Origin of the sequence: Pelomonas aquatica, assembly GCF_026712205.1 — a bacterium.
Classification (GTDB): domain Bacteria; phylum Pseudomonadota; class Gammaproteobacteria; order Burkholderiales; family Burkholderiaceae_C; genus Pelomonas; species Pelomonas aquatica.
On sequence record NZ_JAPPUW010000012.1, the window covers coordinates 155,589 to 179,155 of the forward strand.

24 protein-coding genes, 1 tRNA gene and 1 pseudogene are annotated in these 23,567 nt (G+C 69.7%); 17 read left to right on the plus strand and 9 right to left on the minus strand.

Going from position 1 to position 23,567, the window contains the following annotated elements; all coding sequences use genetic code 11:
* Positions 1-66: 66 nt before the first annotated feature.
* The 7 genes from NYP07_RS14635 to NYP07_RS14665 all read left to right on the plus strand — a co-directional run bounded on the left by NYP07_RS14635 (position 67) and on the right by NYP07_RS14665 (position 7,801).
* On the plus strand, positions 67-1,890 hold the full coding sequence (locus NYP07_RS14635; protein ID WP_268151702.1) for a bifunctional diguanylate cyclase/phosphodiesterase: 1,824 nt from the start codon (positions 67-69) through the stop codon (positions 1,888-1,890).
* A 13-nt stretch (positions 1,891-1,903) separates the two neighbouring features.
* Positions 1,904-3,820: a methyl-accepting chemotaxis protein gene (locus NYP07_RS14640; protein WP_268151704.1), complete on the plus strand. Its 1,917-nt coding sequence runs from the start codon at positions 1,904-1,906 to the stop codon at positions 3,818-3,820.
* Positions 3,821-4,086: 266 nt separating this feature from the next.
* Positions 4,087-4,950 carry a 3',5'-nucleoside bisphosphate phosphatase gene (locus NYP07_RS14645; protein WP_268151706.1) on the plus strand — a complete coding sequence of 288 codons (864 nt, stop codon included), beginning with the start codon at positions 4,087-4,089 and terminating at the stop codon, positions 4,948-4,950.
* Between the two features lie 100 nt (positions 4,951-5,050).
* Positions 5,051-5,422, plus strand: coding sequence for a BlaI/MecI/CopY family transcriptional regulator (locus tag NYP07_RS14650; protein WP_268151708.1), 372 nt, complete (start codon positions 5,051-5,053; stop codon positions 5,420-5,422).
* On the plus strand, positions 5,412-6,605 hold the full coding sequence (locus NYP07_RS14655) for a M56 family metallopeptidase (protein ID WP_268151710.1): 1,194 nt from the start codon (positions 5,412-5,414) through the stop codon (positions 6,603-6,605). The genes NYP07_RS14650 and NYP07_RS14655 overlap by 11 nt, the downstream gene beginning before the upstream one ends.
* 37 nt (positions 6,606-6,642) lie before the next feature.
* Positions 6,643-7,278, plus strand: a complete 636-nt coding sequence (locus NYP07_RS14660; RefSeq protein WP_268151711.1) for an L-threonylcarbamoyladenylate synthase — start codon at positions 6,643-6,645, stop codon at positions 7,276-7,278.
* A 253-nt stretch (positions 7,279-7,531) separates the two neighbouring features.
* Positions 7,532-7,801, plus strand: a complete 270-nt coding sequence (locus NYP07_RS14665) for a hypothetical protein (RefSeq protein ID WP_268151713.1) — start codon at positions 7,532-7,534, stop codon at positions 7,799-7,801.
* A gap of 96 nt (positions 7,802-7,897) precedes the next feature.
* Here the strand turns inward: NYP07_RS14665 and NYP07_RS14670 are convergent, their stop codons facing one another.
* The 5 genes and pseudogenes from NYP07_RS14670 to NYP07_RS14690 form a co-directional block, all read right to left on the minus strand.
* The gene (locus NYP07_RS14670; protein WP_268151715.1) at positions 7,898-8,242 is read right to left on the minus strand and encodes a glutaredoxin family protein; all 345 of its coding nucleotides are present in this window, start codon (positions 8,240-8,242) and stop codon (positions 7,898-7,900) included.
* Between the two features lie 47 nt (positions 8,243-8,289).
* Positions 8,290-8,534 (minus strand): annotated as a pseudogene (locus NYP07_RS14675) (polyphosphate kinase 2); the annotation flags it as partial.
* A gap of 33 nt (positions 8,535-8,567) precedes the next feature.
* Entirely contained in the window at positions 8,568-8,924 is a 357-nt protein-coding gene (locus tag NYP07_RS14680) for a RidA family protein (protein WP_268151717.1), read from the minus strand.
* Positions 8,921-9,595, minus strand: coding sequence for a glycerol-3-phosphate 1-O-acyltransferase PlsY (plsY, locus tag NYP07_RS14685; RefSeq protein WP_268151719.1), 675 nt, complete (start codon positions 9,593-9,595; stop codon positions 8,921-8,923). Before plsY ends, NYP07_RS14680 begins: the two co-directional genes overlap by 4 nt.
* Before the next feature lie 5 nt (positions 9,596-9,600).
* Positions 9,601-10,095: an aminoacyl-tRNA deacylase gene (locus NYP07_RS14690; protein WP_268151721.1), complete on the minus strand. Its 495-nt coding sequence runs from the start codon at positions 10,093-10,095 to the stop codon at positions 9,601-9,603.
* Positions 10,096-10,184: 89 nt separating this feature from the next.
* Between NYP07_RS14690 and NYP07_RS14695 the strand changes: the two genes are divergently transcribed.
* The 5 genes from NYP07_RS14695 (at position 10,185) to NYP07_RS14715 (ending at position 13,071) form a co-directional block, all read left to right on the plus strand.
* A complete protein-coding gene (locus NYP07_RS14695) occupies positions 10,185-10,733 on the plus strand; it encodes a DUF2975 domain-containing protein (RefSeq protein WP_268151723.1) in 549 nt (182 codons plus the stop codon).
* Positions 10,733-10,963: a helix-turn-helix domain-containing protein gene (locus NYP07_RS14700; protein ID WP_268151725.1), complete on the plus strand. Its 231-nt coding sequence runs from the start codon at positions 10,733-10,735 to the stop codon at positions 10,961-10,963. The genes NYP07_RS14695 and NYP07_RS14700 overlap by 1 nt, the downstream gene beginning before the upstream one ends.
* 7 nt (positions 10,964-10,970) lie before the next feature.
* Positions 10,971-11,708, plus strand: a complete 738-nt coding sequence (locus tag NYP07_RS14705; RefSeq protein ID WP_268151727.1) for a hypothetical protein — start codon at positions 10,971-10,973, stop codon at positions 11,706-11,708.
* Complete coding sequence (locus tag NYP07_RS14710; protein WP_268151729.1) at positions 11,705-12,349, plus strand: hypothetical protein; 645 nt, start codon at positions 11,705-11,707, stop codon at positions 12,347-12,349. Before NYP07_RS14705 ends, NYP07_RS14710 begins: the two co-directional genes overlap by 4 nt.
* Positions 12,350-12,432: 83 nt before the next feature.
* Positions 12,433-13,071, plus strand: a complete 639-nt coding sequence (locus tag NYP07_RS14715; protein ID WP_268151731.1) for a LysE family translocator — start codon at positions 12,433-12,435, stop codon at positions 13,069-13,071.
* A gap of 110 nt (positions 13,072-13,181) precedes the next feature.
* Here the strand turns inward: NYP07_RS14715 and NYP07_RS14720 are convergent, their stop codons facing one another.
* From NYP07_RS14720 to NYP07_RS14730, 3 genes are all read right to left on the minus strand, one after another.
* On the minus strand, positions 13,182-13,985 hold the full coding sequence (locus tag NYP07_RS14720; protein ID WP_268151733.1) for a hypothetical protein: 804 nt from the start codon (positions 13,983-13,985) through the stop codon (positions 13,182-13,184).
* A 248-nt stretch (positions 13,986-14,233) separates the two neighbouring features.
* Positions 14,234-15,928 carry an acetate--CoA ligase gene (locus NYP07_RS14725; protein WP_268151735.1) on the minus strand — a complete coding sequence of 565 codons (1,695 nt, stop codon included), beginning with the start codon at positions 15,926-15,928 and terminating at the stop codon, positions 14,234-14,236.
* Positions 15,929-16,020: 92 nt separating this feature from the next.
* Positions 16,021-16,560 carry a GNAT family N-acetyltransferase gene (locus NYP07_RS14730; RefSeq protein WP_378990119.1) on the minus strand — a complete coding sequence of 180 codons (540 nt, stop codon included), beginning with the start codon at positions 16,558-16,560 and terminating at the stop codon, positions 16,021-16,023.
* Positions 16,561-16,862: 302 nt separating this feature from the next.
* Between NYP07_RS14730 and NYP07_RS14735 the strand changes: the two genes are divergently transcribed.
* On the plus strand, positions 16,863-17,762 hold the full coding sequence (locus tag NYP07_RS14735) for an alpha/beta fold hydrolase (RefSeq protein ID WP_268151739.1): 900 nt from the start codon (positions 16,863-16,865) through the stop codon (positions 17,760-17,762).
* On the opposite strand, the gene NYP07_RS14740 is transcribed toward NYP07_RS14735, so the two are convergent.
* Complete coding sequence (locus NYP07_RS14740) at positions 17,740-18,000, minus strand: DUF4212 domain-containing protein (protein WP_268151741.1); 261 nt, start codon at positions 17,998-18,000, stop codon at positions 17,740-17,742. The two genes, NYP07_RS14735 and NYP07_RS14740, sit on opposite strands and share 23 nt — an antisense overlap.
* Before the next feature lie 58 nt (positions 18,001-18,058).
* Between NYP07_RS14740 and prfB the strand changes: the two genes are divergently transcribed.
* From prfB to NYP07_RS14760, 4 genes are all read left to right on the plus strand, one after another.
* A protein-coding gene (prfB, locus tag NYP07_RS14745) for a peptide chain release factor 2 (protein WP_268151743.1) occupies positions 18,059-19,163 on the plus strand; the annotation gives its coding sequence in 2 pieces (ribosomal slippage) (positions 18,059-18,139 and positions 18,141-19,163; 1,104 coding nt in all).
* A gap of 51 nt (positions 19,164-19,214) precedes the next feature.
* Entirely contained in the window at positions 19,215-21,878 is a 2,664-nt protein-coding gene (pepN, locus tag NYP07_RS14750; RefSeq protein WP_268151746.1) for an aminopeptidase N, read from the plus strand.
* Positions 21,879-21,881: 3 nt separating this feature from the next.
* Positions 21,882-22,898: a class 1 fructose-bisphosphatase gene (locus tag NYP07_RS14755; RefSeq protein ID WP_268151748.1), complete on the plus strand. Its 1,017-nt coding sequence runs from the start codon at positions 21,882-21,884 to the stop codon at positions 22,896-22,898.
* A gap of 34 nt (positions 22,899-22,932) precedes the next feature.
* Positions 22,933-23,008, plus strand: a tRNA-Thr gene (locus NYP07_RS14760).
* Positions 23,009-23,567: the final 559 nt, after the last annotated feature.

A 23,567-nucleotide genomic window follows, 5' to 3' on the forward strand; every position in this document is an offset into this window, starting at 1 on the left:
TTCCAAGAATGTGCCAGGCCGCCCAGCCCGGATGTCTCGGGCGGCACGCCGACCCGGAGCACCCCAATGCGCGTGAACGCGCCAGATCCTCTTGCCGACGCCCTCGATCGCCTGATCGAGCAGCGCAGCTTTGACCTTCATTTCCAGCCCCTGGTCGCCATCGACCGCGCCGAGATCTTCGGCTACGAGGCCCTGACCCGCGGCCCCGCGGACGGGCCGCTGCATTCCCCCCTCGTGCTGTTCGAGGCCGCGGCCCGGCTGGGCCGGCTCGTCGAGCTGGAGCACCTCATCCTGAGGCGCGCCGTGCAGCGCTTCAAGGCGCTGAGCCTGCCGGGCCAGCTGTTCCTGAACGTCACGGCCGACACCCTGCTCGGTGCGCGCGCCCACGCCGGCCGGCTGGCCGCCGAGCTGGCCGAGCTGGGCCTGCCGACCTCACGCGTCGTCATCGAGCTGACCGAGACCCGCCCCATCGAGGACCTGGCCCAGCTCGACGACGCGCTGCAGGCCCTGCGCGAGCGGGGCTTCCGCGTCGCGCTGGACGACCTCGGCGAGGGCTTCGCGTCGCTGCGCCGCTGGATGGAGATGCGGCCCGACTTCGTCAAGATCGACCGCCACTTCATCGACGGCATCGCCCAGGAGCCGCTGAAGCAGCAGTTCGTGCGCAGCATCGTCGAGATGGCCGCCACCAGCGGCTGCGAGGTCGTCGCCGAAGGCCTGGAGCAGGAGCCCGACCTCGACGTGCTGCGCCGCCTGGGCCTGAGCATCTGCCAGGGCTATCTGTTCGCCCGCCCCAGCGCCACGCCGCGCACCTCGCTGAGCGCGCAGTGGAGCGGCCGCCTGGCCGCCGACGCCCAGCCGCGCCTGCTGCAGAACGACCTCGCGCTGCCGCTGGCCCATGGCGCGATCACCAGCGCGGCCCAGCTCGCGCGCCGCAGCATGACGGTGACCGCCGAGACCAGCTGCCGCGCCGTCGTCGACATCTTCCACGGCGACGAGCAGCTGCTCGCCATCCCCGTGCTGGACGAGCAGCGCCGGCCCGTGGGCGTGCTGCGCTCGCTGCATGTGCTCAAGCGCAGCACCGAGCGCTACTTCATGGACATCTTCGACAAGCGCAGCTGCGTCGAGCTGATGGACAAAAGCCCGCTGGTGTTCGACGTCGCGACGCCGCTGCGCGCGATGAGCGATGCGCTGGCCAACCTCGACGAGCGCCTGCTCATCGACGGCTTCATCGTCACGCTGGACGGCGCCTATTTCGGCTCGGGCCGCAGCTCCGACCTGCTCAAGGCCGTGTCCGACCTGCAGGTGCACGCGGCGCGCTACGCCAACCCGCTGACGCTGCTGCCCGGCAACGTGCCCATCGACAACCACCTGGACCGCCTCATCGAGGCCGGCGAGACCTTCGCCGCCGTGCTTTGGGACATCGACCACTTCAAGCCCTTCAACGACGTCTACGGCTACCGCGTCGGCGACGACATCATCCGCCTCGCGGCCCGCGTGCTGACCCAGGCCGTCGACCCGCAGCAGGACTTCGTCGGCCACGTCGGCGGCGACGACTTCGTCATGGTGCTCTGCAGCACCGACTGGGAGGCACGGCTGACGCGGGTCTGCGAGGCCTTCGACGCCGGCGTGCGCAGCTTCTTCTCGGCCGAGCACCTGGCCGCCGGCGGCTATGTCACGCTGAACCGCCAGAACCAGCCCAGCTTCCACCCGCTGCCCACCATCTCGGCCGGCGCCGTGCTGCACCTGCCGGGCAGCTTCGAGAACGCGCGGGCGCTGAGCGCCGCACTGGCCGAGCCCAAGCGCGTGGCCAAGGGCCGCGCCGGCGGCAGCCGCTTCTTCGTCGACCGCCGCCAGCAACAACAACAGCGCGCGCTGCTCGTGGCCGCCTGAACCCTCCAACCCGATGAGTTTCCTGAAGTTTTCCGAGCACTGGAGCCTGCGCACGCGGCTCACCTTCGTCACGCTGCTGGCACTGCTGCTGGGCATCGTCCCCAGCGCCGTGCTGCTGCGCAGTTATGCCGCCGAGCAGGCCGTCGCCGCCCGCCAGCACCGGGCCCTGCCCGCCAACCGCGCCTGGCTGGCGCTGCTGGCCCGGCTGCAGGACCAGCGCGGCCTGGCCGCCGAGGCCCTGTCCACCAAGCCCGACGCCAAGCCCGCCGCGCTGGCCGCGGCGGATGCCGTGCAGGCCGCGCTGAAGGCCGTCGACACCGCGCTGGACGACGGCATCGCGCCCGAGCTGGCCGCCGCACAGCGCGAGCGCCTGGCGGCGCTGCGCGGCCACAGCGCCGAGCTGGCCCAGGCCCTCGCCCAGGGCGGGCTGAACCCGCCCAAGCTGCTCGCGGCCCAGGTGGCGCTCGCGCAGGAGAGCTTTGACGCGCTGGCCGAGCTGAATGCCGGCGCCGGCCTGCTGCTGGACGCCGAGGCGGCCTCGCACTTCTCCATCGAGGCCGGCCTGCAGTCGGCACCGCGCGTGCAGGACGCGCTGTCCGAGCTGGCCGCGCTGGCGCGCGCCGCGGCGGTCGACGACCTGGCGACGATGTCCGCGGCCCAGACCCGCTACCACGAGCATTCGATGCAGATGCAGCTGCGCCTGCGCCTGGCCATGCAGTACGGCGACGCGGCGCTGAACGAGCGCCTGGCGCCGCTGCTGAAGGACGCCCAGGCGCAGCGCAAGCAGGTCGACGACACGCTGGCCGCCGCGGCCATGGACGTGAACTACCCGCTGGACCAGCTCGCCGCCCGCCTCGTCGAAGCCGGCAAGCTGCAGGCCCAGCTCAGCGCCCAGGTCATGGACACGCTGGACGGCGAGCTGGCGGCCCGCGCCGAGCGCGCGGCCCACCGCCGCGACGCGCTGATGCTGCTGCTGCCCGCCGCACTGGCGCTGATGCTCTTCACGATGGTGCGCTCCATCCGCCAGCTGCTGACGCCGGTGCGGCAGATGGTGGAGGTCACCGAGCGCATCGCGGCCGGCGACCTCTCCTGCGACGTGCCCCAGGGCCGGCGCGACGAGCTGGGCCGCGTGCTCGCCGCGCTGCAGCATATGCAGCAGCGCCTGCGCGGCCTCGTCGAGCGCATCCATGGCGACGCGGGCGGCATCCGCCTGGCCGCGCAGGAGATCGCCGCCGGCAACCAGGACCTGGCCCAGCGCACCGAGGCCGCCGCCGCCCGGCTGCAGCAGACGGCCTCCCATGTGCAGGCCCTGACCGAGGCCGTGCGCCACAGCAGCGAGGCCGCCCAGGACGCCGAACAGCTGGCCGGTTCGGCGGCCGAGGTCGCCGCCCAGGGCGGCCGCGTGATGGACCAGGTGGTGGGCAGCATGCAGGGCATGGCCGATGCGAGCCGGCGCATCGCCGACATCACCGGCCTCATCGACGGCATCGCCTTCCAGACCAACATCCTCGCGCTGAACGCCGCCGTCGAGGCCGCGCGGGCAGGCGACGCCGGCCGCGGCTTCGCGGTCGTGGCGTCGGAAGTGCGCGCGCTGGCCCAGCGCAGCGCGACGGCCGCGCGCGAGATCAAGACGCTGATCGGCCAGTCCGTCGAGCGCGTCGAGGCCGGCACGGCCCAGGCCGCCGAGGCCGGCGGCGCCGTGGCGGCCATCCTCGGCAAGGTGCACGAGATGAGCGCGCTGATCCACCGCATGGCCGAGCAGACCCGCGCCGAGGCCCAGCAGACGCTGGAAGTGGGCGACGCGGTGCGCGCCATCGACGCGATGACGCAGCAGAACGCCGCCCTCGTCGAGGAAGCCGCCGCGTCGGCCGACAGCCTGCGCGGCCAGGCCCAGGGCATGGACGAGACGGTCAACGCCTTCAGACTGTGAGCCCCTCGCCCAGCCTCGCGCCGCTGAACGCGGGCGAGCCTGGTCGGTCTTGCAGACCGCGCAGCCGACGGCGCGGCTGCCCTTCGGCAGGCGCGACAAGTCCACTGGACTTGCCGTGTCCGGCCTCAGCCCCCGCGGGGACGGCGATGCTTGCGGCATTGAGCCGCAAGCACATCGCCTGCGCGGGCCGGCTTGGGGCGGCCCGGCGCTCGTCCCGCAATACCTTGCGAGGCGCGGCGGCTTTGACCGCCTGCGAGAATCGGGGCGTGAACCTCGACGCATCGCTCAACGCCGACCTGCACTGCCACTCGGTCGTCTCCGACGGCACGCTGACGCCCGAAGCCCTGGCCGAGCGCGCCAAGGCCGGCGGCGTGCAGCTCTGGTCGCTGACCGACCACGACGAGATCGGCGGCCAGCAGCGCGCCATCGATGCGGCCCGCGCGGCCGGCCTGGCCTATCTGACCGGCACCGAGATCTCGGTCAGCTTCGCCGGCCGCGTCGTGCACATCGTCGGCCTGGGCTTCGACCACGAAGCGCCCGAGCTGATCGAAGGCCTGCGCGCGACGCGCGGCGGGCGCGGGGCACGCGCCCGCGAGATGGCGGCCAGCCTGGCTCGCGTCGGCATCCACGGCGCCTTCGAGGGTGCGCTGCAATACGTCGGCAACCCCGAGCTGATCTCGCGCACGCATTTCGCGCGCTTTCTCGTCGACGCCGGCCACTGCTCGGACGTGCCCGAGGTGTTCCGTCGCTACCTCACCGACGGCAAGCCCGGCTTCGTGCCGCACAAATGGGCGGCGCTGAAGGACGCGGTGGGCTGGATCACGCGCGCCGGCGGCATCGCCGTCATCGCCCATCCGGGCCGCTACGGCTTCACGCCCACCGAGGAATACGCCCTCATCACCGAGTTCATGACCCACGGCGGGCGCGGCATCGAGGTCGTCACCGGCAGCCACACGGCGGCCGAGTTCCAGCAGTACGCTGACACGGCCCTGGAGTTCGGCCTGCTGGCCTCGCGCGGCTCCGACTTCCACTGCCCCGACGAAAGCCGCACCGACCTGGGCGCACTGCCGCCGCTGGCGGACCGGCTGACGCCGGTGTGGGCCGAGCTGGCCGAACGCATCAAGCACTGACCTGCATCGAGACCCGGCCTGCCGCACGCCCGGGTTTCTCTCGATTGGAGTAATCGACAACAGCCGTTGACAATTAATCGTCAACACTATGTTGTCGATCATGAGCAGCATCTCCGACGCCGAATCCCAGATCATGCGCACCCTGTGGGCGCACCACCCGCTGAGTGCCGAGGACATCCTCGCGGCCCTGCCCCAGGATGCCGGCTGGCAGTTGGGCACCGTCAAGACCCTGCTGAATCGCCTGCTGAACAAAGGTGCGCTGCAGGCCCAGCGCGACGGCCGGCGCTACCTGTACGAGCCGCTGGTCGCGCGTGAAGACTGGGAACAGGGCGAGTCCCTGAGCCTGCTGGATCGCGTCTTCGGCGGCCGGCTCTCGCCGCTGGTCGCGCACTTCTCGGCTCAGCGCAAGCTCAGCGCCGAGGACGCCCAAGCCTTGCGGCGCCTGCTGCAGGAGCACGACGATGCATCCTGAAGCCTGGCTCGACACCTTGTGGCAGGCCCACACCGGCTTCACGGTCGGCCTGCTGGCTGTGCTGCTGCTGCGCCAGCCCTGGCGGCGCCTGGCGGGCGCGCAGGCCGCCTACGCGCTGTGGCTGCTGCCGCCGTGGCTGGCTCTGGCCGCGCTGCTGCCATCGACCGGCCTGCCGACCCTGATGCTGCCCGCGGTGTACGTGTCCGCGCTGGCTGGGCTGCCTGCTCCTAACGCGACAAGCAGCTGGCACAACGGCTGGCTGGCCCTGTGGCTGGCCGGCGTCGTCACGGTGGCGCTGGTGCAGACAGCCCGGCACCGCCGCTACCTGAGGCAGTTGCTGGGGCGTGGGCAGACGGCATGGAGAGCCCCGGCTGGCGATTCACCCGGGCTGCTGGGCGTCTGGCGCCCGCGGCTGGTGCTGCCGGTCGACTTCCGCCAGCGCTTCGACGCGGACGAGCGGCGCTGGATCGTGGCTCACGAGGCCGCCCACGCCCGCCGCCTCGACAACCCCGCACGGCTGCTGGCCGCCATGCTGGCCGGCCTCGCCTGGTTCAACCCGCTGGCCTGGTTCGCCCTGGCCGCACTGCGGCAAGACCAGGAACTGGCTTGCGATGCCGCCGTGATGCAGCGCCACCCGGGCAGTTGGCGGCGCTACGGCCTGGCCCTGCTGAAACTCGATGGGGCGAACAGCCTCCCGCCCGCTGCCTCGGCCTGGCAGTCCCACCATCCGTTGAAGGAGAGGATCATGTTGCTGAAGAAAGTCGCCCCCAGCGTCGGGGCTCGTCATGCGGCCCGAGCGGCCTTGGTACTGAGTGCTCTGCTGGGTTTCGGCGCCGTGCAGGCGCTGAACGCCGGGTCGCCGGACGCGGCCAGCGCCGCCAGGCCGACGGCCCGTCATTCAGAACTTTCGGACCTGACAGCCCTGCCCTCGAGAGTGAAACTGATCGAGTCCTGCCCGCAGATGCCGCGGCCGGAAATTCCGCCCGAGCTCAACGACCTCAAGGGTCAGTACAAGCTGGAGGCCAGGTTCCGGATCGGCGCGGACGGCCACCCTGAAACCGTGAAGGTGCAAGGCGATCCTCGCCTGGTCGACATGATCGAGAAAACGGTGCGGGCCTACGGCTGCAAGCCGGGCCTGGCCGGCACCGAGCTGGTCCAGCAGTTCTTCTTCAAGCTCGACTGACCTCCTCCGGGGCCTGCGGCCGAACGCACAATGCCGCATGGCCCAGCTCTTCGAAGTCCACCCCGACAACCCCCAGCCGCGCTTCCTGCGCCAGGCCGCGCAGATGCTGCAGGCCGGCGGCCTCGGCGCGATCCCGACGGACTCCAGCTATGCCTTCGTCTGCCGCCTGGACGACAAGGCCGCCGCAGAGGCGCTGCGCCGCGTGCGCGGCGTGGACGACAAGCACCACCTGACGCTGCTGTGCCGCGACCTGTCGGAGCTGGCCAACTACGCGATGGTGGACAACCGCCAGTACCGCCTGCTCAAGCTGGCCACGCCCGGCCCCTACACCTTCATCCTGCCGGCCACCAAGGAAGTGCCGCGCCGCCTGTCCCACCCCAGCCGCCGCACCATCGGCCTGCGCGTGCCCGACCACCGCGTGACGCAGGATCTGCTGGCCCTGTTCGGCGAGCCGCTGCTGTCCACCACGCTGATCCCGCCCGGCGACAGCGAGCCGATGAACGACGCCGCCCAGGTCTGCCACCGCCTGGACCGCCAGCTGCAGTTCGTGCTGGACGCCGGCGCCTGCCCGGCCCAGCCGACGACAGTGCTGGACCTGAGCCAGGGCGACGAGCCCGCGCTGGTGCGTCAGGGGCGCGGCGAGCTCGCGCGGCTGGGGCTGAAGCTGGACTGATACGGCTTCGCAATCAAAGCGCTCACTGCGTTGCTTCGCCTTGCCGTGCCAAAGCACTGTCTGCGGCTTCGCGCCTTGTTATCACTTTGATTGCAAACCCGTATGAGCCCGCAGTTCATCCAGCGCTTTTGCAATTCATCCAGCGCGGCTCGCGCTTGATCGCAGCCGCCTGGAAGCGCCCGGGCTCATTGCCGAAACTGACTCCATCGAACAAGCAATCACGCGGTTCGAAACCCACCGAACGGAGTCCATCATGAGCCTGCAAACCACCTTCCTCGCCGCCGCCCTGGCCTTCTCCGCCGTCGCCGCCCAGGCCGCCCCGCAGGCCACCGTCAAGCTGGAGCGCGTCGTCGTCACCGGCAAGGCCAGCCGCGAGATCGCCCAGCTGCCCCGCGTCGTCGTGACCGGCACGGCCCAGCGTGAAGTGGCCCAGCTGCCGCGCGTCGTCGTCGTCGGCTACAGCGAAGCCACGCTGGCCCGCCAGACCCTGGCCGCCGCCAAGTCCAATGCCAAGCGGTCCTGAGCGAGGCATCTCCCATGCGGACGACGATGCCTTTTTCCACCACCACCGGGCCGAGTCGCCAGCGCTGCCGAGTCAGCGCTGACGCCTCGGCCCGGTTCACTTCAGGATTTCCAGCAGCCGGGCGCGGTCGAAGCCGATGACGCGTTGACCGCGCACGACGAGAGTCGGCGTGCCCACGCCGCCCAGCGCCTGGTAGTCGGCCGCGCACTGCGGCTCGCGCTCGATGAAGCATTCGCTGAAGGGCAGGCCCTGCTGCGTCATCCAGCGCCGCGCGGCCAGGCAGTAGGGGCAGGTCTCGGACGAGAGCATGCGGATGTCGCCCGGCTTCACGCGCTGCCTCAGCGCCTCGCCATCCCCGGCGGCAACGTGGCCTCGCCAAGCCCAGGAGGCCAGGGCCGTCACGGCGATGACGACGAGCAGGGAAACCGGGGCGCGTTGCATGCCCCGATGCTAGGCCCCGCTCGGTAGACCTCGGGCACGACGATGTCCGCCGCGTCGCGCCCCTCGAACAGGATGACGAGCTTGTGGCCTGTGTGCTGCACCCAGTCCTGCAGCTTCACGAGCTCGCTCTGCAGCCGGAACAGCTCGCGGATATGGCGCCTGCGTTCGCCTGCCGCATCGGCGGGCACATCGCCGTCGTTGCAGTCCTCCAGTCGAGCTCCAGCTCTTCGTCGAAATCGTCCTGCAGGCCGCGGTGGATGCGCTTGACCAGCTCGTCTCCGGTTTGGCTCACGGGGACTCCCTGCCGCGACGGCGGCCGCCCGGTTCAGATCGCCGCCGTGACGACGATCTCCACCTTCCACTCCGGCCGCGCCAGGCCCGCGATGACGGTGGCGCGCGGCGGCGTGTGGCCGGCCGACACCCAGGCCTCCCAGGCGGTGTTCATGCCGGCGAAATCGGCACGGTCGGCCAGGAAGATCTGGGCGCGCAGGATGCGGCTCTTGTTCGTGCCGGCGCGCTCCAGCAGCTTGTCGATGGCGGCCAGCACCTGGGCCGTCTGGCCGGTGATGTCGGCATTGGTGTCCTCTGGCACCTGGCCGGCCAGATAGGCCACGCCGTTGTGCACGGCCATTTCGGACATGCGGGCACCGACGTCGAAGCGTTCGATCTCTTGCTTGCTCATGATTTCTTCCTGGCCTTGGCGGCGTGGGTGGGTTTGGATGCGGGATGTGCGGTGGGGCCGGCCTTCTGGCCGAGCCTGCTCTCGGTGCCGGCCAGCAGCTTCCTGATGTTGGCCTGATGGCGCCACACCAGCAGCAGACCCATGATGATGAGGGCCAGCGCGGTCGGCCCGGCTTCCCAAATGAGCAGCTGATAGATCGGCGCGAAGGCAGCGGACACGATGGCGGCCAGCGAGGAGTAGCGGCTGAACCAGGCAATGATGAGCCAGGTCGCCAGCGTCACAACCCCCAGCATGGGATTGAGTCCGAAGATCACGCCGGCCGCCGTGGCCACGCCCTTGCCGCCCTGGAAGCGGAAGAACAGCGGCCACAGGTGGCCGAGGAAGGCGCCCAGGCCCACCAGCGCCATCGTGCCCTCCTCCAGGCCGTAGGGCTGACCCCAGAGTTTCACGGCCAGCACGGGCAGATAACCCTTGAGCGCGTCGAAGACCAGCGTCAGGATGGCGGCGGCCTTGTTGCCCGAGCGCAGCACATTGGTGGCGCCGGGGTTGCCCGAACCGTAGGAACGCGGGTCGCTCAGGCCCATCAGGCGGCTGACGATGACCGCGAAGGACAGCGAGCCGACCAAATAGGCCGCGACGGCGGCGAGCAGCGGGAAAAGAGTCTCTTGCATGCCCGTCATTGTGCGTTGGCGCAGTGCACGGGCCTGGCGCCGAGCAGCTCCGTGAGAACCCGGGGCGCTATGCCCACGAGGTAGCCGCGCCGCCCGCCGTTGATGCAGATGCGCGGCAGTTCGAGGATGCCGGCCTCGACGAACACCGGCATGGCCTTGCGCACACCGAAGGGCGAGGTGCCGCCGACCTGGTAGCCGCTGTGGCGCTGCGCCACCTCGGGCTTGCAGGGCTCGACCTTCTTGCACGGGATCTGCCGCGCCAGCTCCTTCAGGCTGACCGTGCGGTCGCCGTGCATCAGCACGATCAGCGGCTCGGCTTTCTCGTCCTGCATGACCAGGGTCTTCACGACCGCATGCTCCTCCACGCCCAGCTGCTTGGACGACTCCGCCGTGCCGCCGTGCTCGACGTAGTCGTAGACATGCTCGGTGAAGGCGACGCCGGCGCGCTTCAGGGCCTGCGTGGCGGGGGTCTCGCTGACATGGCTGCTCTTCTTGCTCATCCCCCCATTTTCGGGGACGTGAGTGATTCCGTCTTGGAACAATCAATTATTGTTTTACAGTAAGTTTTTCTTGTTTCACGAAGGCCGCCATGCCCGACTCCTTCTCCTCTGACGGCCTGCGGCGCATCCGCCGCCTGGCCTGGGTCGTGAGGGCGCTGTGCCTGCTCGGCGTCGTGGTCATCGGCACCCTGCCCTTCATCTTCTGGGCCGAACCCGACTGGGTGGCCGAGGTGGCGTCCAAGCTGTGGGCGGTCGACACGCTGCAGCTCGACCTCGGCTCGCGGCTCTGGGGCCTGGCGGCCTCGCTGCTGCCCGCCTCGGTGAGCCTGTTCGCGCTGTGGCAGATGTGGTCGCTGTTCGGCTGCTTTGCGCAGGGCGAGCTGCTGACGCGGCGGCCGGCCCAGCATCTGCGCCGCCTCGGTCTGGGCCTGTGCGCGCTGGCCGCCGCCCAGCCGCTGGGGCAGACCCTGGTCGTCCTCGCGCTGACCTGGGGCAATCCCAAGGGCCAGCGCCAGCTGTGGTTCGGGCTGTCGGGCGACCACTACCTTGCGCTGTTGTTCGGCCTGCTGCTGCTGGCCCTGGCCCAGGTGCTGTCCGAAGCCGCGCGCGTCGCCGACGAAAACGCAGAGTTCATCTGATGCCCATCGTCGTCACCCTCGACGTCATGCTCGCGCGCCGCAAGATGCGCTCGCGCGAGCTGGCCGAGCGGGTCGGCATCACCGAGGCCAATCTGTCGCTGCTCAAGAGCGGCAAGGTGCGCGGCGTGCGCTTCGACACGTTGTCACGCATCTGCGAGGTGCTGCAGTGCCAGCCGGGTGACCTGCTGGCCTGGGAGCCCGGTCCCGAACCTCCAGACAACCCCAGTTGAGCCCCCGATGAAATCGTTGCCCGCCTGCCTTGCCCTGCTGTTGGCCGCACTCACGGCCGCCCACGCCAACCCCGAGATGCTGCCCACCGTCACGACCGAGATGAAGCGTGACGGCAGCGTGCTGCCTTATGCCCGCATCAACGAACTGCTGACCAAGCTGCGCCAGCACGGCGAGGGCCTGTTCCGCATGGACTTCAAGGTCGATACCGAGAAGACCAAGCCGGCCCTGGCCGACATCCGCATGGCGGTGCGCAGCGACGATGCCGACTATCCGCTCAGGATCGATGCGGAAGGCCGCTTCGACCTGCCCCTGCTGCCCGAGGCCGAGGCCAGGACGGCCGACCTCGCCACCAATGCGGCCAAGGGCCAGATGGCCGTGCACGGCACGCTCGAATTGACCGTGCCACCCGAGCAGCTCGACATGGCCCAGGTGCGCCGCATCGTGCGCGTGGCCCGCACGCTGCGCGAGGAGCTGCTGCCCTGGTATCTGCGCTGGCTGTTCCCGCGCATCGAGGCGGTGCGCGTGTGCAGCGCCACGCCGGGCTGGAAGCTGGAATGGCGCGAGAACGGCCAGTTGCTCGGCCTGCCGCTGCCCCTGGCCGCCGGCGAGCGCGACCCGGACGCCGGCAAGGGCGAGAAGGGCCGCCCCTGCGCGCTGCTGACCGGCCAGGAAAGCTGGCCCGACGCGGCGCGGCTGGTCGCGCCGGCCGGCAGCAAGCTCTCCGTCAAGCTGCAGGGTTCGTGAACCACCGCTGGCTGGCCCGCATCCTTGTCGCGGCCCTGCACGCGGCACTGCTGGCCGGCCTCTGGTTCCACCGGCCCGCGGCGCTGGACAGCCGCGACGACCGGCCGCTGACCTCGGTGCGCCTCATCCTGCCCACGTCACCGCGCCCGCAGACGCCGCCGCCACCCACCGCCACCACGCCGCGTGCGGTGCCGGCCGCACCCCAGCTCATCCCGCCGCCGGCCATCGCCGCCGACACGCCGCCGCCCGGGGCCGCCATCCCCGCGGCAACGCCCGCGCAGGCCCATCCGGCCGAGCCGCCGCGCACCACGCTGCGCCTGACGCTGCCGCCCGGCTATGCGGCCTCGTCCGCCGCCGCGCGCAACCCGGCGCTGAGCGACCCGCGCAGCAACACGCCGCGGCCGACGCTGGAAGACCGCATCGCCGAGGCCACCGGCGGCGCCGGCGCCTGGGTCGAGGAGAGCACCAGCGACAACCGCGCGCAGGCCGTCGGCGCGCAGGGCGACCACCGCTCCGTCTTCCGCCGCGGCGACACCTGCGTCGAGGTCTTCCGCTCCCGCATCACCGACACCGACAGCTTCAACGGCAACGTCGCGCCGCGCACGGTGAGCATGCTGGGCCGGCCCTACAAGTGCAAATGAGCAAACAGACCTTGCGGGCACCATGAGGGGGTCGTAAACACGCTCTTAAACTCGCCCGGCCCCAAGCCCGCTACGGAGACCCCATGCCCTTCTCGACCTGGCTGCTGTTCTGCGGCGTCGCGCTGCTCGTCACCTTCTCGCCCGGGCCGGGCGTGCTGCTGGCCATCTCCAACTCGATGGCCGTGGGCGCGCGGCACACGGTGTTCAGCTCGCTGGGCAACGCAGCAGGGCTGTTCATCGTGTCCGGCGCGGCGACGGCCGGCATGGGCGCGCTGCTGGCGGTGTCGGCCTCGGCCTTCCTGGTCGTGAAGCTCGTCGGCGCGGGCTATCTGGTCTACCTGGGCATCAGGCAGTGGCGCAGCGCACCGCTGAAGCTGGGCGAGGCCGCCAGCAGCCGGCGCGACCCGCCGCACACCGCCGGGCGGCTGTTCCTGCAGGGCATGGGCGTGGCGGTCACCAACCCCAAGGCCATCCTGTTCTTCACGGCGCTGTTCCCGCAGTTCCTGACGCCCGGCCACTCCGTGCTGCTGCAGACCCTGCTGCTGACGGCCACCTTCACCGTGCTGGCCCTGGTGTCGCACGCGGTCTACGTCGGGCTGTTCCGCAGCCTGCGCCGCTTCCTGGCCGAGGCCCGGCATCTACGGCTGTTCAACCGCATCTCGGGCGGCCTGTTCGTGCTGCTGGGTTTGAGCCTGCTGAAGCTGAGAAACAAGGCCGCTTGAGCCCGAGAGGTTCAGTCGGTATGGCTTTCGGCCGGGAGCGGCCGGCCGCGTCGCGATGACCGACCTGGGTGGTGATCGCCGGGCAATCCACGGTCGGGGCGCGCATCACCTCAAGGCTTCAGCACCTGCGACACCAGCGCATGCCACCCCGGCCTGTCCCAAAGCAGGTGGGTGGCGACTGCGAAGGGCAGGAACAAGGCCAGCCAGACCCAATAGGCCCGATGAATCGCCCGATGCCTGATCACGTCCCACAGCAACATCGGTGAGATCGCCAGCAGGGTGTAGAACTCAATCGCCAGGGGGCCGCCCGGCATGGTGGTCGGCAGCCAGCCTATGCGATCGATCGCCGCCGGCAGGGGCAGGACCGTCGCCAGCAGCATCATCCGCTTGTGGAAGCCCGCGTCCGTCCGCCGCGCATGCAAGGCCAGGCCGACGCAGACGGGAAAGAGGATGCCGATGCGCAACTGCATCAGCACGATGTTTTCGAGGAAGCTCAGCAGATGCCGAAGCTGCTCCTGCGCCGGGGCCGGCGCCGCCTGGACCGCGCCCCAGACCTGCCGGTAGATCGTCGGGACGAGGAAGAAGCCGACGACGACGATGGCCGGTACGAGCAGGAAGGCCATGCTCCCCAGCAGCTTGTGCCAGTCGCGATGACCGGTCGCCATCAGCGTGGTCTGGGCGAGCAGCAACAGCAGGAACGCACCCATGAGGACGGCGTGCGCATGCAGCACCAGCGGGAATGGCGCCCGCGCCCCGGCGCGCACCATCTCGATCTTCATGAGCGAATCCGGGATGAAGCCGGTCAATGTGATGGCGACGAAGAAGGCCGCCATGAAGACCCAGATCCAGCGGTCGATGGCCTGCCCAAGCGGGCTGGCGGGCGACTGCAGCGGCAAGGCGTAGTCCGTGCTCATGGGTGCTCCTCGGTTGTTTCGGCCCCGTCCGACATCGAAGAAGCAAGTAGCGCACCAGTGCACCCGGGCGGCGGAATTCCTCCATTGAAGGGCATAAAGCCCCTGTTCATTTCTGCGCGGCAGGCCTGCTGAGTGTCAAGTTTCCCGACAAGTTGCGCTGATGCTTGACCTTGGTCGCCCCAATGGCGGCCGGCGCGAGCGTCGGGTCCGTGCCTAGTCGACGTCGCCTCAACTGAACCTTCTCGAACCTAAGCCGCCCTCTCCAGTTCCCGCAGCCGCAACACACGCCGCTGCACCTTGCCCGTCGTCGTCATCGGCAGGGCCTCGATGAACTCGATCTCCTTCGGGTACTCGTAGGGCGCAAGGCGGGCCTTCACATGGTCCTGCAGCAGGGTCACCAGCGCCGCATCGCCGGCATGGCCCTCGGCCAGCACGACATAGGCCTTGACCAGCGCGCCGCGCTCGGCATCGGGCTTGGGCACGACGGCCGCGTTGGCGACAGCGGGGTGCTTGAGCAGACAGTTCTCGATCTCGCCCGGGCCGATGCGGTAGCCCGCGCTCTTGAAGACATCGTCGGCCCGGCCTTCGTACCAGAGCGTGCCGTCGGCGTCCTGGCGCGCGAGGTCGCCGGTGCGGCACCAGCTGTCGCCGGGCGCGCCGGTGAACTTGGCGGTCGTCGCGGCCTCGTTGTTCCAGTAGCCGAGGAAGAAAACCGGGTCGGGCTCGCCGTGACGGTCGCGGGCATGCACGGCCACCTCGCCGACCTCGCCCGGCGCGCATTCGCGGCCCGCGTCGTCGATGACGGCGACGCGATGGCCCGGGTAGGCGCGGCCCATGCTGCCCGGCCTGGCCGGCCACAGCGCCTGGCAATTGCCGACGACGTAGTTCATCTCGGTCTGGCCGAACATCTCGTTGACCGGCACGCCCAAGGCGTCGCGGCACCAGGCGAAGACGGCGTCGCCCACCGCCTCGCCCGCGCTCATCAGCGCGCGCAGCTTCAGCGCATGGCGCTTCGGGCGCCCGTCCTTCAAGGGATGGGCCTTCATCATCGCCTTGAGCGCGGTCGGGAACAGGAAGGCATGCGTGACGCCATAACTCGCCATCAGCTCGAAGGCCTTGGCCGCCGAGAAGCGGCCCTGCCAAGCCACGATGGGCCGGCCGAAATAGAGCGTGGGCAGCAAGGCATCCATCAATCCACCAGTCCAGGCCCAGTCGGCGGGGCTCCAGAAGACGGCATCGGTGGGCTTGCCGGCATCGAACGGGTCGAAGCCGAACCAGTTCTGGCTGGCCACAAAGCCCGTCAGATTGCCCAGCAGCGCGCGCTGCGGGATCAGCGCGCCCTTGGGGTTGCCGGTGGTGCCGCTGGTGTAGATCAGGATGGCCGGGTCGCCCGCCTTCGTGGCCACGGGCTTGAAGCGCGCCTCCTCGGCCTGCAGCGCCTCCATCCACGGCAGCTCGTCGCCCGCCACGGGGCTGTCGCCGACGACGAGGACGCGGCGCAGCGCCTGGCAGCGGGCCTTGACCTCGCGCAGCGCCGGCAGCGCCTCGCAGGCCACGATGGCCAGCACCGCGCCGCTGTCCTGCAGGCGGTACTCCAGCGCCTCGGCGCCGAACAGCATGGACAGCGGCATCGCCACCGCGCCGATCTGCTGGATGGCGATGTGGGCGACGGCCGTCTCGAAGCGCTGCGGCAGCACGATGGCCACGCGGTGGCCGCGGCGCACGCCCTGGTTCAGCAGCGCGTTGGACAGGCGGTTGGCGGCGCGTTGCAGCTGTGCATAGCTGTAGGCCGCGCGGCAGCCGCTCTCGCTGTCGAAGTAGATGGCCGTGGCCTTGGGCGTGCCGCGCGCCCAGCGCCCGCAGCAGGCCTCGGCGATGTTGAAGTCTTCCGGCACCTGCCAGCGGAAGGCGGCATGCAGCTGCTCGTAAAGATCTTCCGCCATGGCAGGCCCCGGGTTTGGACTAGGGGGGCGATGCTAGCCAGCGTTGTCAGCGCCGGCCTCATGGATTGCCCGAGGCCCGTCTGCGTTTCAGGTCAGAGCCCGAGCCAAGCCGAGGGCGACCACATGCTCGGCCGGTCGCCGTCGGCATAGCGCTCCAGCGCGTCGCCCGTCAGCCGGCAGATGCGCCAGTCGGGCATAACCTCGGCGCCGAGCTTCTCGTAGAAGCGGATGGCGTCCTCGTTCCAGTCCAGCACCGTCCAGTCGAAGCGGCCGTAGCCGCGCTCGCAGGCCAGTTGGGCCAGCTGGATCAGCAGGGCCTTGCCCAGGCCGCTGCGGCGGTGGGCCGGGCGGACGTAGAGGTCTTCCAGATAGAGCCCCGGCCTGGCGAGGAAGGTCGAGAAGTTCGTGTAGAACAGCGCGAAGGCGACGACCTCGCCCTGCACCTCGCCGACCATGCACTCCGCCACCGGCTCGTCACCGAACAGATGCGGCTCCAGCCGGTCGGGCGTGACCTCCAGCAGATGGGTCAGGTGCTCGAACTCGGCCAGTTCGGCGATGAGCTGGACGATGGCTTTCAGGTCGCGCGGCTCGGCGGCGCGGATGTCGTGGCGGGGTGCGGGCATGACCCTCATTGTGAGCGGACTGCCGTGGCCCTAAGAGCGTGTTTACGCCCCCCTCATGGCGCCCGTTGCCCCGCAAAACCGGCGGCTGCAAGGCGCAAACCGGAGACGGGCTGGTGGCCCGGCGAGGATTTGCAACGCCGCAGACGCTGGCTTTGCGGGGCACCCCGGAGGGCAAGGCCTCCCAAGGCCGCACTCGTCGTTGCGCCCCTTGCCCGCACATGAGTGCGGGCGGCGTGACGCGCCTAGATTGCGGCCTTGGGAGGCCTTGCGGGCACCATGAGGGGGGCGTAAACACGCTCTAAAGTGCGGATATGCCCGATGTCTACACCCCACGCCTTGCCCACCGCAGCGAGTTCCTGAACCTTCGCGGCCTGCGTCACCACATCCTCCGCTGGGGCGAAGCCGGCGCGGGCCGGCCGCCTCTCGTCATGGTCCACGGCTGGATGGATGTCGGCGCCTCCTTCCAGTTCGTCGTCGACGCGCTGGCCGGCGAGCGCGAGATCGTCGCGCTGGACTGGCGCGGCTTCGGCCTCAGCGGCACGACGGGCGCCGGCTGCTACTGGTTCCCCGACTACCTCGCCGACCTCGACGCGCTGCTCGATGTGCTCAGCCCCGGCGCGCCGGTGGACCTGATCGGCCACAGCATGGGCGGCAACGTCGTCATGAGCTATGCCGGCGTGAGGCCGCAGCGCATCCGCCGGCTCGTGAACCTGGAAGGCTTCGGCCTGCCCGATGTGGCGCCGGACGTCGCGCCCGAGCGCCTCGTCAAATGGCTGGACGAGCTCAAGGACCCGCCGTCGCTGCGCCCCTACGCAACGCTGGCCGAGGTGGCCGAGCGGCTGATGAAGAACAACCCGCGCCTGGCCGCCGACAAGGCCGCCTGGCTGGCCGGGCACTGGGCCCGCGAGACGACTGAGGGCTTCCTGCTCAACGCCGACCCGGCCCACAAGCTGGCCAACCCGATGATCTACCGCAAGGCCGAGGTGCTGGCCTGCTGGCAGCGCATCGCCGCGCCCACGCTGTGGGTGGAGGGCAGCGACGACCAGCTAACGCGCTTCTGGGGCAAGCGCTACCCGCGCGAGGACTTCGAGGCCCGGCTCGCGCTGGTGCCCGACCTGCAGCGCGCCGTGCTGCAGGACGCCGGCCACATGCTGCACCACGACCAGTCCGAGGCGCTGGCCGCGCGGATCAGCGCGTTTCTGGCGGTGTGACGCCGGCGGCGCCGTCGAGCCGGCGCATGCGCCGGGCGTAGGCGACGACGATGGCGCAGAAGGCCAGCAGCGCGCCCTGCGAGGCCCACCAGAAGGCCAGCGGCCAGCCGAAAACCTCGACGCTGAGCTCGCGCGCGAAGTAGACCGGCGCAAAGGCGGCCAGCGCCCAGGCCAGCAGCAGCCCCGCCGTCAGGCGGCGGGTGCGGCGCCAGTAGTCGTCGCGGGGCGTGGGCTTCATGGCGCTCATTCTGGCCCATGAGAAAATCCACCCTTTGCCAGGAACGACGACGCCCGCCATGGACATCGAACACATCAACCAAATCGGCAACACCATTGCCGACCTCTCAGCGCGCACCGACGCGCTAAGGGGGTATCTTTGACTTCGACCGCAAGGCACTGCGACTGAACGAAGTCAACGCCGCGCTGGAGAACCCCAAGGTCTGGGACGAACCCAAGCGCGCCCAGGAGTTGGGCAAGGAAAAGCGCACGCTGGAAACCGTGGTCGACACGATCAAGCTGCTGACCGGCTCGCTGGCCGACAACGGCGAACTCTTCGAGATGAGCCGCGAGGAAGGCGACGAGGCCGGCATGCTGGCCATCGAGGAAGACGCCGCCAAGCTGCGCGAGAAGATCGAGGAGCTCGAATTCCGCCGCATGTTCAACAACCCGGCCGACCCGAGCAACTGCTTCATCGACATCCAGGCCGGCGCCGGCGGCACCGAGGCCTGCGACTGGGCCGCCATGCTGCTGCGCCAGTACCTGAAGTATTGCGAGCGCAAGGGCTTCAAGGCGACGCTGGAAGACGAGACGCCCGGCGACGTGGCCGGCATCAAGAGCGCCACCATCAAGGTGGAAGGCGAGTACGCCTTCGGCCTGCTGCGCACCGAGACCGGCGTGCATCGCCTCGTGCGCAAGAGCCCGTTCGACTCCTCGGGCGGCCGCCACACGTCCTTCGCGTCGCTGTTCGTCTACCCGGAAGTCGACGACTCGATCGAGATCGACATCAACCCGGCCGACGTGCGCACCGACACCTTCCGCGCCTCGGGTGCCGGCGGCCAGCACATCAACAAGACCGACTCGGCCGTGCGCCTGACGCACATCCCGACCGGCATCGTCGTGCAATGCCAGGACGGCCGCAGCCAGCACAGCAACCGCGACGTCGCCTGGCGCCGCCTGCGCTCGCGCCTCTACGACTACGAGATGAAGAAGCGCATGGAAGAGCAGCAGAAGCTGGAAGACACCAAGACCGACGTCGGCTGGGGCCACCAGATCCGCAGCTATGTGCTGGACCAGAGCCGCATCAAGGACCTGCGCACCAACTACGAGACCTCGGCCACGCAGAAGGTGCTGGACGGCGACCTCGACCCCTTCATCACGGAAAGCCTGAAGCAAGGCGTCTGACTCCGGGCCGCTGCGGCGGCCCTCTCTTTGCCCCCTCCAAGGAAGCCCCTCATGCGTGAAGGCACCGCTCCCCTGATCCAGCGCCTGGACTACCAGCAACCGGCTTACTGGATCCGCAAGGTCGACCTGACCTTTGACCTCGACCCGGCCAAGACCCTGGTCACGAGCAAGCTGCAGATCGAGCGCAACCGCGCGGTGCCGCACGGCCCGCTGCGCCTGCACGGCGAAGAGCTCAATCTGCTGCGCGTGCTGATCGACGGCAGCCCGGTGTCCTTCCGCCAGGAGGGCCACGAGCTCGTCATCGAGGGCGCCCCCGACGCCGATTTCGCGCTCGAGATCCGCAACACCTGCTGTCCCGAGAAGAACACCGCGCTGTCCGGCCTCTACACCTCGGGCGGCAGCTTCTTCACGCAGTGCGAGGCCGAGGGCTTCCGCCGCATCACCTATTTCCTGGACCGACCGGACGTGATGGCCGTCTACACGGTCACGCTGCGCGCCGACAAGGCCCGCTTTCCCATCCTGCTGGCCAACGGCAATTTGACCGACAGCGGCGATCTCGACAACGGCCGCCACTTCGCCGTCTGGAGCGACCCCTTCCCCAAGCCCAGCTATCTGTTCGCCGTCGTCGCGGGTGACCTCGTCACGCGCGAGCAGCGCATCCGCACCCGCGCCGGCAAGGACCATCTGCTGCAGGTCTATGTCCGCCGCGGCGACCTGGAGAAGACCGAGCACGCGATGAACAGCCTCGTCGCCTCCATCGTCTGGGACGAGGCCCGCTTCGGCCTGCCGCTGGACCTGGAGCGCTTCATGGTCGTCGGCGTGTCCGACTTCAACATGGGCGCGATGGAGAACAAGGGCCTGAACATCTTCAACACCAGCGCCCTGCTCGCCTCGCCCGCGACCGCGACCGATGCCGACTTCAACCGCATCGAGTCCATCGTCGCCCACGAATACTTCCACAACTGGACCGGCAACCGCGTGACCTGCCGCGACTGGTTCCAGCTGTCGCTGAAGGAGGGCCTGACGGTCTTCCGCGACCAGGAGTTCAGCATGGACATGGCCGGCACGCCGTCGGCCCGCGCGGTCTGCCGCATCCAGGACGTGCGCCAGCTGCGTGCCATGCAGTTCCCCGAGGACAGCGGCGCCATGGCCCACCCGGTGCGCCCGGACAGCTACAGCGAGATCAACAACTTCTACACGTCCACCGTCTACGAGAAGGGCGCCGAGGTCGTGCGCATGTACCAGGCCCTGGTCGGCCGCAAGGGCTTCGAGGCGGGCATGAAGCTCTACTTCGAGCGCCATGACGGCCAGGCCGTGACCTGCGACGACTTCGCGGCTGCCATCGCCGACGCCAACCCGGGCTCGCCGTTGAGCGCGCGCCTGGACGCCTTCAAGCGCTGGTACTCGCAGGCCGGCACGCCCCGCGTCAGCGCGCGCGGCGAGCACGACACCGCCGCCCGCACCTACACGCTGCGCTTCACGCAGCACACGCCCGCCACACCCGGCCAGGCCGCCAAGCAGCCCCAGCTCATCCCCATCGTCATGGGCCTGCTGGACCGCCATGGCGTCGCGCTCGCGCTGGACGCGAACGGCGCCACCGAGCAGGTGCTGGTGCTGGACCAGGCCGAGCAGAGCTTCGTGTTCGAGAACATCAACGCCGAGCCCGTGCCCTCGCTGCTGCGCGGCTTCTCGGCGCCCGTGGTGCTGGACGACGGCCTCTCCGACGCGGCCCTGCTGGTGCTGATGCGCCACGACAGCGACCCCTTCAACCGCTGGGAGGCCGGCCAGCGCCTCGCGCTGAACCGCATCCTGCACGCGCTGCGCGCCGGCCAGCCGCTGCAGCTCAGCCCCGCCTTCATCGACGCGATGCGCGGCGTGCTCAACCATGCCGAGCTGGACCCCGCCTTCAAGGAGCTGGCGCTGACACTGCCGGGCGAGAGCTATATCGCCGAGCAGCTCGACGTCGTCGACCCGCAGGCCATCCACGCCGCCGTGATGGCCGCCCAGGTCCAGCTCGCCAGCGCGCTGCGCGACGACTGGGCCGCCGCCTTCGAGGCCCACCAGGTGGCCGGCGGCTACACGCCCGACCCGGTCTCGAGTGGCCGGCGCGCGCTGGCCAATCTGGCGCTGTCCATGCTCGTGCTGGACGCGCAGAGCACCGGCGACACCGTGTGGCCGGGCAAGGCCTACCAGCGCTTCAAGGACGCGTCCAACATGACCGACCGCCTCGGCGCGCTGGCGGCCCTCGTCAACGCGAACGCCGCGCTGGCGGCGCCGTCCCTGGAGCGCTTCCATGCGCTGTTCAAGGACGACGCCCTCGTCATCGACAAGTGGTTCCAGCTGCAGGCCCGCGCGCCCGAGGCCGACGGCCGCGTGTTCGCCCGCGCGAAGGCCCTGCTCAAGCACCCGGACTTCAGCCTGAAGAACCCCAACCGCGCGCGCAGCCTGCTGGCCTCGCTGTGCATGTTCAACCCGGCCGCCTTCCACCGCGCCGACGCCGCGGGCTATGTGTTCTGGGCCGACCAGGTGCTGGCGCTGGACGCCATCAACCCGCAGATCGCCAGCCGCATCGCCCGCGCGATGGACCGCTGGGCCGTGCTGGCCGAGCCCTACCGCAGCGCAGCGCGCGAGGCCGTGGCCCGCGTGGCCACCAAGGCCGACCTGTCCAGCGACGTTCGCGAAATTGTCGAACGCGCCCTCGCCTCCGGAGCCTGAACGATGGCACGCCAGATATCCCTGACCCAATACCTTATCGAGCAGCAGCGCAAGCACGGCCACATCCCGCAGGAACTGCGGCTGCTGATCGAGATCGTCGCGCGCGCCTGCAAGCGCATCGCCATCGCCGTCAACAAGGGCGCGCTGGGCGACGTGCTCGGCAGCGCCGGCAGCGAGAACGTGCAGGGCGAGGTGCAGAAGAAGCTCGACATCATCGCCAACGAGGTGCTGATCGAGGCCAACGAATGGGGCGGCCATCTCGCGGCCATGGCCAGCGAGGAGATGGACGGCATCTACGTCGTGCCCAACCGCTACCCGCAAGGCGAATACCTGCTGCTGTTCGACCCGCTCGACGGCTCCAGCAACATCGACGTCAACGTCTCCATCGGCACCATCTTCAGCGTGCTGCGCAAGGTGGGCCATTCGCGCGGCGTCAGCGAGGAGGACTTCCTGCAGCCCGGCAAGCAGCAGGCCGCGGCCGGCTACTGCGTCTACGGCCCGCAGAGCATGCTGGTGCTGACGGTGGGCGACGGCGTGGCCGTCTTCACGCTGGACCGCGAGACCGGCTCCTGGGTGCTGACCCAGGAACAGGTCAGGATTCCCGAGGACACCAAGGAATTCGCGATCAACATGTCCAATATGCGCCACTGGGCCCCGCCGGTGAAGCGCTATATCGACGAATGCCTGGCCGGCAGCACCGGCCCGCGCGGCCGCGACTTCAATATGCGCTGGGTGGCCAGCATGGTGGCCGACGTGCACCGCATCCTGACGCGCGGCGGCATCTTCATGTACCCCTGGGACCAGCGCGAGCCCGACAAGCCCGGCAAGCTGCGCCTGCTGTACGAGGCCAACCCGATGGCCTTCATCGTCGAGCAGGCCGGCGGCGCGGCCGTCAACGGCAGCGAGCGCATCCTGGACCTCAAGCCCGGCAAGCTGCACGAGCGCGTGGCCGTCGCGCTGGGCTCCAGGAACGAGGTCGAGCGCATCGCGGCCTACCACCGCCAAGACGCCCCAAAATAGCGGCTATAATGATGGGCTTGACGCTCAAGTCATGGCCGGCATAGCTCAGTTGGTAGAGCAGCGCATTCGTAATGCGAAGGTCGGGGGTTCGACTCCTCTTGCCGGCACCAGAATTTCTCAATTAAATCAAGGGCTTGGCTTCGGTCAAGCCCTTTGTCTTTTGGCGCCGTGGGCACAGGATGGGCACATGTGCCCATCCTGTGCCCACGGCGCCCAAATTCTTCATCGGGGTCCGCCGCCAGGACTCCGGCCGCATGGTCGCTGTGCGCTGCGTCGGGCCAGTCCCTCACCCGCATTTGGTCTAGAACTGCTGTCGCCTACGCAGCGGTTGCAGCCGGTCGTCTGCGGCCAGCGTACTCACGGTTGGCGCCGTCAAGCCGACCTTCAGTTCAACGGACGGCGCTGGTCCGAGTGGCAGCAGAGGCAAAACAGCCCCGTCCGACACCTAGGCGCCTTCCCCCGGCGCGCTAGCGCCCTGCCCCAGCGTCGCCCGCATGCCCTCTTGCTCGTACGCCTTCTTGTGTTCGGACACGAAGGACCACTCTGACGAGAGCTGGTGCCGGAAATCTGAACACGGCGATGAGTGGAAACTCGGTTCATTGATCGGCCCGTGAGAGCGAGGCGACAAAGGAACGAGAGTATGAGCAGAAGACCCCGCCGCAACCACTC

What these genes read in the sequence shown, in the direction of transcription:
- pepN (WP_268151746.1), top strand. Translation starts at nt 19,215, where the DNA reads ATGCGTGAAGGCACCGCTCCCCTGATCCAGCGCCTGGACTACCAGCAA.
- NYP07_RS14735 (WP_268151739.1), top strand. Translation starts at nt 16,863, where the DNA reads ATGCCCGATGTCTACACCCCACGCCTTGCCCACCGCAGCGAGTTCCTG.
- plsY (WP_268151719.1), bottom strand. Translation starts at nt 9,595, where the DNA reads ATGCAAGAGACTCTTTTCCCGCTGCTCGCCGCCGTCGCGGCCTATTTG.
- NYP07_RS14730 (WP_378990119.1), bottom strand. Translation starts at nt 16,560, where the DNA reads ATGAGGGTCATGCCCGCACCCCGCCACGACATCCGCGCCGCCGAGCCG.
- NYP07_RS14640 (WP_268151704.1), top strand. Translation starts at nt 1,904, where the DNA reads ATGAGTTTCCTGAAGTTTTCCGAGCACTGGAGCCTGCGCACGCGGCTC.
- NYP07_RS14635 (WP_268151702.1), top strand. Translation starts at nt 67, where the DNA reads ATGCGCGTGAACGCGCCAGATCCTCTTGCCGACGCCCTCGATCGCCTG.
- NYP07_RS14695 (WP_268151723.1), top strand. Translation starts at nt 10,185, where the DNA reads ATGCCCGACTCCTTCTCCTCTGACGGCCTGCGGCGCATCCGCCGCCTG.
- NYP07_RS14680 (WP_268151717.1), bottom strand. Translation starts at nt 8,924, where the DNA reads ATGAGCAAGCAAGAGATCGAACGCTTCGACGTCGGTGCCCGCATGTCC.
- NYP07_RS14660 (WP_268151711.1), top strand. Translation starts at nt 6,643, where the DNA reads ATGGCCCAGCTCTTCGAAGTCCACCCCGACAACCCCCAGCCGCGCTTC.
- NYP07_RS14705 (WP_268151727.1), top strand. Translation starts at nt 10,971, where the DNA reads ATGAAATCGTTGCCCGCCTGCCTTGCCCTGCTGTTGGCCGCACTCACG.
- NYP07_RS14650 (WP_268151708.1), top strand. Translation starts at nt 5,051, where the DNA reads ATGAGCAGCATCTCCGACGCCGAATCCCAGATCATGCGCACCCTGTGG.
- NYP07_RS14720 (WP_268151733.1), bottom strand. Translation starts at nt 13,985, where the DNA reads ATGAGCACGGACTACGCCTTGCCGCTGCAGTCGCCCGCCAGCCCGCTT.
- NYP07_RS14700 (WP_268151725.1), top strand. Translation starts at nt 10,733, where the DNA reads ATGCCCATCGTCGTCACCCTCGACGTCATGCTCGCGCGCCGCAAGATG.
- NYP07_RS14665 (WP_268151713.1), top strand. Translation starts at nt 7,532, where the DNA reads ATGAGCCTGCAAACCACCTTCCTCGCCGCCGCCCTGGCCTTCTCCGCC.
- NYP07_RS14655 (WP_268151710.1), top strand. Translation starts at nt 5,412, where the DNA reads ATGCATCCTGAAGCCTGGCTCGACACCTTGTGGCAGGCCCACACCGGC.
- NYP07_RS14740 (WP_268151741.1), bottom strand. Translation starts at nt 18,000, where the DNA reads ATGAAGCCCACGCCCCGCGACGACTACTGGCGCCGCACCCGCCGCCTG.
- NYP07_RS14690 (WP_268151721.1), bottom strand. Translation starts at nt 10,095, where the DNA reads ATGAGCAAGAAGAGCAGCCATGTCAGCGAGACCCCCGCCACGCAGGCC.
- NYP07_RS14670 (WP_268151715.1), bottom strand. Translation starts at nt 8,242, where the DNA reads ATGCAACGCGCCCCGGTTTCCCTGCTCGTCGTCATCGCCGTGACGGCC.
- NYP07_RS14715 (WP_268151731.1), top strand. Translation starts at nt 12,433, where the DNA reads ATGCCCTTCTCGACCTGGCTGCTGTTCTGCGGCGTCGCGCTGCTCGTC.
- NYP07_RS14755 (WP_268151748.1), top strand. Translation starts at nt 21,882, where the DNA reads ATGGCACGCCAGATATCCCTGACCCAATACCTTATCGAGCAGCAGCGC.
- NYP07_RS14725 (WP_268151735.1), bottom strand. Translation starts at nt 15,928, where the DNA reads ATGGCGGAAGATCTTTACGAGCAGCTGCATGCCGCCTTCCGCTGGCAG.